The organism is bacterium (assembly GCA_035549195.1).
Lineage (GTDB): Bacteria > Oederibacteriota > Muellerivitia > Muellerivitales > Muellerivitaceae > DASZRK01.
Window position 1 is genome coordinate 1 of the sequence record DASZRK010000067.1, and the last position, 10,496, is coordinate 10,496.

The window sequence follows — 10,496 nt, forward strand, 5'->3', positions numbered from 1 at the left end:
ACGCCCACCAACACCCCGACGGTGACCCCGACCCACACGCCGACCAACACCCCGACGGACACCAACACCGTGACCCCGACCCGGACGCCCACCGACACCCCCACCATCACGCCCACCAACACCCCGACGGCCACGCCCACCGACACGAGCCAGAACACTCCGACGAATACGGCGACCAACACCAACACCGCCACGCCCACCAATACCGCGACCCACACGGCCACCCCGACCCCGACCAACAGCCCCACCAATACTCCGACCCCGACCAACACCCGCACTCCCACCAACAGCCCGACCAACACGGCGACGCCGACCAGCACCAACACCCCCACCGACACCCCGACCCCCTTCGTGGACGTGGAGGTCACCAAGACGGTCTCCAACAACGCGCCCCAGTCGGATGAGACCCTGATCTACGGGATCCATCTGGTCGTGCCCGCGAACCCGGCCTCGGGCATCACCGTTTGGGACACCCTGCCGGCCCACATGAGCTTCGTGGCGGCCACGCCTGTCGCGGCGCCCTTGGGCCCCGGTTCCTTCACGACCATCGGGCTCCCCACCCCCGGCCCCACGCCGGGCACGGGCCTGCTTTTGGTCTGGGCCTTCCCGGGGCCCGTCCCCAGCGGGAGTTATACCTTGAACTACTCGGCCCAGGTCGATGATTTCGTCCCCGGCGGCACCGTGCTCCTGAACGAGGCGGCCCTGTCCTATCCGGGGCTGGCCTCCCCCAAGATCTCCCAGGCCCCGGCCACGGTGCAGGGCAACTACATCGTGAACATCCACGTCTACAACGAAGCGGGCGAGATCGTGAAATCCTTCCCCATCGAGCGCCTGTCCCAGCCCATCCTGAACGTTTCCCTCTGGGCCAGCGACACCCTGAAGTCCATCTACGACACCATCGGCATCCTTTATAAGGGCCACGTCATCGGGACCTGGGACGGCACGAACGACTCGGGCGCGGAAGTGACCAACGGGAAGTACTACATCAAGATCGACAACGTGGACAATCTGGGGTCGGTGACGACCATCACCCAGGTGGCCATGGTGGCCCGCCACCTGGCCTCCACGACGGTGCTCATCTACAACGAATCGGGCGAGGTCATCCGGCACCTGGACCAGTCCGTCGATGATGCGGTGACCCTCTCGACGGGGGTCAGCGTTTCCTCCAACAGTTTCTCGCCCAGCTACCAGGGTGGGGTGAACGCCACCTTGACGGTCACCCTGGCCAATGGGACCACCATGGTCTGGGACGGGCGGAACGACGCGGGCCGGATCGTCTCCAGCGGCCAGTATTTCATCGTGGTACGCTCGAACGACGGCCAAGGCGGCGATTCCACCGTGAGCAAGGAGATCACCCTCTTCCACCACGGGACGGATCTGGCCCCGGGCGGGGTGGCGGTCTATCCGAACCCCAACCACCTGGCGACCGACGGGTGGGTCCTGAAATTCGACGCGACGGCCACGCCCGGCCTGACCCTGTCGGTCCGGCTCTATACCCTGGCGGGCGAACGGGTCGATTCCGCCCAAGGGGCGGCCGGGACGAGCTATTTGGCCTGGGATCTCTCCGGCAAGCCACTGGCCAGCGGCATGTACCTGGCCCATGTCGAAATGACGGACGCGATGGGCGCCACCCAACAGACGATCAAAAAGGTCCTTCTGCTTCACTGACCGGCCCCGGGAATTTCCCCGGGCGGTCCTTTTCCTTCTGTTCCATCCGAAGAGCCCCCCAAACGATGTGTCTTTTTTGGGAAAAGTCCGTTTTACGTTAAAGAAGCTCAGCTTTTACGTTTTAAAAGAACTTGGATTATTTTCATTCCGTTACATATCAAGGTAGAATCTCAAAAATCGAATCAAGGCTTTCACAAGTCATTTTCCGGCCCCTTTCTCCCGACATTTAACCGGTTCAATCTTCATGAAAAGCCTTTTTTAGGACCTTGAGTGGACATGACGGCCCGGCCCCTGACAACCCCTCCGACCCCTCGTTTGCGTGAGCCTTCACGCCCATGGATCCTCGGCGCCTTGTTCCTAGCGGCGATCTTCTTCGGGGAACGGCCGGGCCTTTGGGCGGCTTGCGGCCCGAGCGGATTGACCATCAACAGTGTCACGACCGTCGCCTCCGCCAGTCCGGGGCAGGTGATCCCGGTCACGGTGGTCTATACCCAGACGGGCGGTTGGAACCAGGTCTATATGCTGGGCGCCTTCAACAGCATCGCCACCACCATCCAGACCTGCAGCACGCCCAACCAGGACTTCGTCATTTACGGGGGAAGTTCGGGCGGTTCGGACACCGCCAGCCCGCCGGTGAGTTCCAGCGGGTTCCTGCTCAACCCCGGGGGCACGGGTCCGGCCACCCAGATCTTCAACGTGACCGTCCCGGCGGGTTTCGCCGGGGGCGGCACCTACCAGTTCGTGGTGGCGGGGAGCGGCTGCGACGCGAAGTGCAACGACCTGGCCAACCTGGAATCCCAGAACCATACTTCCATCAACATCCCCTTCCCGCCGCCGAGCCTTTCCATCGCCAAAAGCGCGGAAGGGAACCAGGCCAACGTCGGCGACCTGGTGCTGTTCCGGGTCGATTACACCTATGCCAATGACGGACCGATCACGATCACCGACACCCTGCCTGGATCCGTCACCCTGGCCAGTTCGAACGGCTCCGAGATCAGCCCCGGCGGGACCGTGGCCGGTTCCACGGCCAAGTGGGTGCTGCCTTATTCCAAGGGTTTGCAGACCGGCTATGTCTGGGTCCTGGCCAAGGTGGCCTCGGGGACCCCGGGCACCCAGATCACCAATACCGCCACCGCCGCTTCCAGCGACCTCAGTGCATCCGGCTCGGCCAACGTGGCCATCGGAGGCAAGTTCCAGATCTCCAAGAGCCAGTCGGCCACCTCGCTGACCCCCGGGCAGACCATCACCTATACCCTGACCTACAGCATCGGGGGGACGAGCCTGCAGACCTCCGACTCCTACCTGAACGACACGTCGGGGAGCGGTTCGAACACCGGGACCAATGTCACGGGCTATGACGGGACGGGCTACACCACCAGCAACAACCTTTATCCCTGGAAGATCGCCAGTGATTTCGCCGGGAACCATTACATCGATGTCCAGACCCGCACCGGCACCAACACCACCGCCGACTACGAGACCCTCATGCGCAACACGCCCGCGGCGCCCTTTTGCAGCGGCGGGACCTATATCATCGAAGGGGACATCAACATCCCCTCGGTGCTGCAGGATGGCTCGACCTCCAACGGCACGGGCCAGGACGCCAGCCTTCCCATCGCGGTCAACAGTTCCTCGGGGTTCGGCTACGTCCTCATCCTTTCCCGGGACGACGCGCCCAGCTTCTTCAGCCTGCAGGAGAACGGCACCGCCAATTCCTACGTGGCGGTCCGCCAAACCCACGCCGGCGGTTTCAAGTCGACCTACATGAAGGGCTCCAGCCCGGTCCTTTACGATACCTGGTACACCATCAAGGCCCAGATCACGGTGGTGGGGACCAGCATCACCATCGACGCGGTGGTCTGGCCCGTGGGAACGCCCGAGCCTCCCGCCGGACAATGGGACATCACCTATACCACCACCACGACCTCCAGCGGGGTCACCTGCGGTGGCCCGGGGAACTACCAATACGGCTGGCAATCGAACCCGGCCTCCAGCGGTTCGACCTACACCACGGGCCGGGACCTTTACGGGAACCTGCGGATGTTGGGGGATGACGCGGCGGTCAGCACCCGCATCTGGGACACGGTCCCGGCGGGGATCACCTACTCGGGGACCAGCCTGGTCCCGGTGGTGCATGGCACCAACACCGCAGGCAACGACCAGGTCCTCTGGAACCTCTCTCCCGTGACGATCTTCGACCAGCCCAGCACCACCCTCACCTGGTGGGGGGTCGCTTCCTGCTCGGGTTCCAATTCGGTGACCAATGCCGCAGCCATCCGGGACAACACCAGCAGCGCGGCGGTGACCTCCAACGCGGTGGTGGCGGTGATCACCGGCTGTGCGACCGACACCCCGACCCCCACACCGACCAACACCCCGACCCGCACCCCCACGAATACCCCGACCAATACCCCGACGCCCACCCCGACCCTGACCCCCACGAACACACCCACGCCGACCTTCACCCGGACCCCGACCAATACGCCCACGAACACGCCGACCAATACGGCGACCGCCACCCCGACCAATAGCCCGACGAACACGCCCACCCGGACACCCACCCATACCCCGACCGATACCCCGACCCCCACCAACACCCGCACGCCGACGGCCACGCCGACGGACACCTTCGTGAACACGCCGACCCCGACGAACACGCCCACCAATACCCCGACGCCGACCAATACGGCCACGCCCACCAACAGTCCGACGGATACGGCCACCCCGACCCCGACCCGCACCCCCACCAACACCGCGACCAACACTGCGACCCGGACCTTCACCAACACGCCGACCGACACCGCGACCGCCACCCCGACCTGGACCCCGACGAACACACCGACCAACACGGCCACCAACACCCCCACGCCGGTCGTGGATGTGGAGATCGCCAAGACCGTCTCGAACACCGCCCCCCGGGCGGGCGAAATCCTGACCTATTCCCTCAACATCGATGTCACGACCAACACCGCTTCCAGCCTGGTGGTCTGGGACACACTACCGGCGGGCCTGGACTTCATCAGCGCCGCCCCCATCCCGGCCCCGCCGGGTCCGGGGACCTTCACGACCATGGGCCTTCCCACCCCCGGTCCGACGCCGGGGACCGGGCAACTGCTGGTCTGGAACATCCCAGGACCCGTGCCCGTAGGTTCCTACAACCTGACCTACAACGCCCAGGTCCAGAACTTCCTCCCGGCGGGGACCCGCTTCCTCAACGTGGCGGCCTTGACCTATCCCCAGGCGAGCGGCCCCAAGATCGCCCAGGCCCCGGCCACCCTGCAGGGCGAATACACGGTGGAGATCCATGTCTATAACGAGGCGGGGGAGATCGTGAAGACCATCCTCATCCAGAAATATTCCCAGCCCATCCTGAACGCCACCTTGCCGGTCGATACCCTGCTTTCCATCAACGACACGGTGGATATCAGCTATTTGGGGAAGATCATCGGGACCTGGGACGGGACGGACGAAAGCGGCGACGAGGTGACGAACGGCAAGTACTACATCAAGATCGACAACGTGGACAACTTGGGCTCGGTCACCACCGTGACCGCCGTGGCCATGGTGGCCCGGCACCTGGCGGCCACCGACGTCTTCATCTACAACGAGGCCGGGGAGGTCATCCGGCACCTGGGCCAATACCTGGCCGACGCCACCAACCTGACGGCGGGGGTCAGCGTTTCCACCAACACCCTCTCGCCCAGCTACCAGGGCGGGGTCAATTCCAACATGCAGGTGGTCCTCTCCAACGGCACGACCCTGGCCTGGGACGGCCGCAACGACAAGGGACAGATCGTGCAAAGCGGGCAGTATTTCATCGAGGTCCATGCGAACGACGGGCAGGGCGGGGAATCGACCATCATCAAGGAGATCACCGTCTTCCATCACGGGACCGACCTGGCCCCGGGCGGGGTGGCGGTCTATCCGAACCCCAACCATGCGGCCACCGACGGATGGGTGCTGAAGTTCGACGCCACCGCCACGGCCAACCTGACCCTATCGGTGAGGCTCTATACCCTGGCCGGGGAACTGGTGGATTCGGCCCAAGGGACCACGGGGGCCAGCTTCCTCCAGTGGGACCTCTCGTCCAAGCCGCTGGCCAGCGGCATGTACCTGGCCGAGATCGAGATGACCGACCCCATGGGAGCCGCCCAGCGGACCGTCAAGAAGGTCCTCCTGCTCCATTAAGCGAAGCGCGTTCCGGGAAATAAAAAAGGGCCCTTTCGGGCCCTTTTTTATTTCAAGCGATGCCTCAGGAAAAGCCCGGGGTTTCCACAGGGGATCCCGGGGGCGGGACCGTTACGGTCTTGGTCCTTGTCCTTGGACCCTGTCCCGGAGGTCTTGCCGACCGTCTCAGGCGTGGAACTCGCCCCCCGCCACTTCCGGCACCATCCCCATGTCCCGGATCATCCGCAGGTCCGCGTCCTGACCCTGCCCGCCCGTGGTGAGATAACCGTTGGTGAAGATCGAATTGGCCGCCAGGAGCACGAAGGGCTGGAGGGCCCGGAAGGTGACCTCGCGCCCGCCCGCCGCGCGCACATCGACGTCCGGATGGACGAAACGGAACAGGCTCAGGACCCTCAAGGCGTAAAGGGCATCGACCCGCTGGTATTTCTCGAAGGGCGTGCCGGGCCGCGGGTCCAGGAAGTTCACCGGGACCGAAGTGGCCCCGACCTCGCGCAGGCTGAAGCAAAGGTCGATCACATCCTCCATCCCCTCGCCCATGCCCACGATGCCTCCCGAGCAGACCTCCATGCCGGCCTCTTTGGCCAATTGGGTGGTCCGGACGCGGTCCTCATATTGATGGGTGGAGACGATCTTGGAATAGAGGCGCTCCGAGGTCTCCAAGTTGTGGTTGAAGCGGTCCACGCCGGCCTCGGCCAGGCGCTGGGCCTTCTCGGCCGTCAGGATCCCCAGCGAAGTGCAGACCTTGACCCCCACCTCCGCCTTGATGCGGCGGGTGGCCTCGCAGATCACGTCCAGGTCCCGGTTGCTGGGTCCGCGGGTGGCGGTCACCATGCAATATTTCCAGGCCCCGGCGGCCTTCGCCTTGCGGGCCCCTTCGACCAACGACTCCACTTCCATCATGGGATATTGGGGGGCGGGGGTCTGGTACTTGGAGGATTGGGAGCAGAAACCGCAATCCTCGGGGCAGGCGCCGGACTTGGCGTTCTGGAGGACGTGGATCCTGACCTTGGAGCCGTGGAAATGGGTCCGGACCCGATAGGCGGCAAAAAGGATGGGGAAGGTCTCGGAGTCCGGAGCGGCCAGGACTTGGTGGGCTTCTTCCCGGCCCAAAGGCTCTTTTTTGAGCGCTTTTTCGGTTAATGACTGCCAGGAAGCCGTCAGGGGGAGGATATTGGGGTTCATGTGTTCCTTTTCGGGTTTTGGTGCGGAAAAGTGGGGCAGTATAGCACAGGACCTATGGGAGCCCGGGGAAGGGACTCATGCCCCTGAAAGCGAAAAAAGGGGCCTTTTGGCGGGAGCTGGGATAGTAAAAAGCATTGAAAACAAAGCCTTTTTTCAAGGCCCTTGGATCAGAAAAAACATAAAAAATGCCCTAAAAATGGTAAAATTTCGTCGAAATCATCCGTTAGGTTCATCATGATCAAGATGGTTAAATCGTTTTCCAAAACGGTTTTGGGTTTTGAAATTACCCAGAAGTTGACCGATTAAATCCTAGTTTCCCGTAAAACCAACTTTATTTTCCACTGCCCGGGATCGAAAAATGCTGGAGTGCTACTTTTTGTGCAAAGAAGTCCAACGTTAAAGTGGGAGTATCAAAGAATTTTTTTGAGCAACCGACCTAAAAACATTTCAACAAGAGAAAGACGGCGCTCCTTTCATCCCGTTTGGAAAGGATCGATGGCTCTTTGTCTTCTGTTCCTCGGATTTTTTTCCCCAAGCATCTCAAGGGCCCAGACCTGCACGCCGCTCTCGGCGGTCATCTACGCTTCGGGGGATGACGTTTCCAATATTTGGTTGAATGGGATCTCCCTTGGAAGTTTCCCTTATGTGAGCAAGGGGACGGGATCCGCCCCCTCGAGCCTTGTCCTGAGCCCGGCTCAATTGGCGGTCATCAACAGTACCGGCAATAACTGCTTGGGGGTCCAGACCACGAACACCATTTGTTGCGAAACCCTGTCCTCTTGGGTTTTTGACATCACTTGTGTCGGTGGAAAGCACTCCTACATGACCAGCGACAACGCCGGGAACCTGAGTTTTTATTGGGACTCGACCGGCACCTCACCCCCGCCCAACGATGTCGGCGGCAATCCCTGGTACAGCCCGAGCTGGTCCAATCCCGCCCCGGGGACCTATTTCAAGGACACCCCGGTCTGCCTGAACGAATTTTTCTGGGCCAAGCGGATCTTCGATCCGCTCACCGGCCAGGTGGCCTGCGCCCTGGCACCGACCCAGAGCCCGCAGAACATCCCGGCCCCGGCCAACATGTATTTCCGCGAATGCATGCCCATCACCATGGTGAACCCGCCGGGCCCTCCCGATTTCACCATCACCAAATCGGCGTTGGGCCCCACTTCCGGGATCAATTCGGGCCAGAACGTGACCTACCAGGCCATTGTTTGCAACACGGGTGGCGCGGTGACCAGCCCGGTGACCATCCTCGACAATAAACCTTCCGGGTTCAGCTATGGCGGCCCCTGGAGCCCGGGCCCGCCCCAAGGCCCCTACGGCGATCCCTTCATCTTCTCCGAGGGTTTCCCGGGAGCGCCCCTTTCGGGAGGGTCCTATTGCGTGACCCTGAACTATTGGCTCATCGATTATTCGGTCGGGCCCTCGGACTATTGCCAGGTCAAGACCAATAGCGTTTCCGTGGCCGGGTATGGGGCGACTTCCTCTGCGGACGTCACCATGTTCTGCCCGACCAATACCTTCACCTACACCCCGACCAGAACCTTTACGCCCACCCCCAGCTATACGCCTACTTCGCCCTTGAATACCTACACCCCGACCAAGAGCTTTACGCCGACCTCCACCTATACCCCCACTCCTACCTGGACCAACACCCTGTTGCCAGGGACCTTCACACCGACCAACACCTATACTTTCACGCCTTCCTTCACGCCGACCGCCACCTGGACCGCGACCATCACCCCGACCCCTTTGGTCCCTTGCGGGAGCGGTGGAAGCAATCCCGCTTACGACAGCGATTATCATGTCTCCTCGGCGACCACGGGAGCCGGGGTGACGACGACCTTGAATTTCGGCGCCTCTTCCGGTGGTTGTTATGTCCTGTTCGTGATGCTCGAAAGTTCGGGTAATTTTTGGAATACCACCAACGGCACGATCAACTACAACGGTGTCGTCATGCAAAGCCTGGGGGGCGTCCAGACCTATACCGGCAGCCAAACGGTCTATCGATCCCTTTATTACATCGTCAACCCCACCTCGGGAGGACCCTTGAGCATCTTTGGCGGCAGCACCCCCTTGGGGAATTCGGGGGCCAATGCTTGGATCTACGATTGGTGGACCTATAGCGGCGCCGACTGCACCTCTCCGATTGGCACGACCAGCGTGAATACGACCAACTCGGCTTCGGGATGTTCTAACACCCCGGTGACCACCGCCTTTAATTTCACCCCTTCCACCTCGACCAGCACGATCCTCCAACTGCTCCCGACGCAGGGGAATACATGTTTGAATAATTACGGGATAGTGAACGGGACCATCCGGAAGACCCTTTCTTCCCAATATGTGGGCAGCGTGCAACTTGGATTGGCTTTCAGCGATTATTCGCCCGGGTCCACCTCTGCCTATAGCCTGAACCAAAGCTTCAACCCGAATTGGTGCTGCGAAACCGGATACAATTGGGGGATCGAGATCAAGGCCGCCCCCGCCGCCACCTGTACGCCGACCTATACCTTTACGGTGACGAACACGTTCACCAATACGCCCACCTATACCCCGACCCGTTCCTTCACCCCCACCTTTACCCCGACGGTCACCGCCACCTTCACGCCCAGCAATACCTTCACGCCCACCTTCACCTATACTCCCACCGCTTCCTATACCCCGACCGCCACTTACACGATCACCTTCACGAACACGAGCACCTTCACCTACACCCCGACCTTCACCTACACACCGACCCCCACCTACACGAACACTCCGACCAGCACCATCACCAATACGTTCACCCGGACCTATACCTGGACCCCGACCGTTACCTCTACCCGGACCGACACGCCTCTCCCCACACTGACCTTCACGAAAACCCCTACCTCGACCCCCACGAGCACCCCGACGAACACGATCACCGATACACCGACCAATACCTCGACCCGGACCCCCACCTTCACGCCATCGTCCACGGCCACCAATACGGCGACGAACACCACGACCCGAACCGCGACGAATACCGCGACCTCGACGGCGACCCCGACGGCGACGAACACGGCTTCGTCGACAGCCACCAACACTGCGACCAGCACTGCCACTCGGACCGCCACGAACACGGCCACCCCGACGGCGACGAACACGGCTTCGTCGACCGCCACCAACACAGCGACCAGCACGGCTACCCGGACCGCTACGGATACGGCCACCCCGACGGCGACCAATACAGCCTCTTCCACTGCGACCAATACCGCGACCTCAACGGCAACGAACACGGCCTCTTCCACTGCCACCAACACCGCGACCAGCACGGCCACCCGAACCGCCACGGATACTGCGACCCCGACGGCGACGAACACGGCTTCGTCGACCGCCACCAACACAGCGACCAGCACGGCTACCCGGACCGCTACGGATACGGCCACCCCGACGGCGACCAATACAGCCTCTTCCACTGCGACCAATACCGC

At 62.1% G+C, this 10,496-nt stretch carries 4 protein-coding genes; 3 read left to right on the plus strand and 1 reads right to left on the minus strand.

Annotated elements, in window-relative coordinates; genetic code table 11:
* A partial coding sequence (locus tag VHE12_11955; GenBank protein HVZ81492.1) for a hypothetical protein occupies nucleotides 1–1,668 on the plus strand: 1,668 nt, incomplete at its 5' end.
* A gap of 351 nt (nucleotides 1,669–2,019) precedes the next feature.
* Nucleotides 2,020–5,856, plus strand: coding sequence for a hypothetical protein (locus VHE12_11960; GenBank protein HVZ81493.1), 3,837 nt, complete (start codon nucleotides 2,020–2,022; stop codon nucleotides 5,854–5,856).
* A gap of 165 nt (nucleotides 5,857–6,021) precedes the next feature.
* Here VHE12_11960 and bioB read toward each other — a convergent pair whose 3' ends face one another.
* Entirely contained in the window at nucleotides 6,022–7,038 is a 1,017-nt protein-coding gene (gene bioB, locus VHE12_11965) for a biotin synthase BioB (protein HVZ81494.1), read from the minus strand.
* A gap of 495 nt (nucleotides 7,039–7,533) precedes the next feature.
* Between bioB and VHE12_11970 the strand changes: the two genes are divergently transcribed.
* Nucleotides 7,534–10,496 (plus strand): hypothetical protein (locus VHE12_11970; protein ID HVZ81495.1); only part of this gene is annotated, 2,963 nt, incomplete at its 3' end.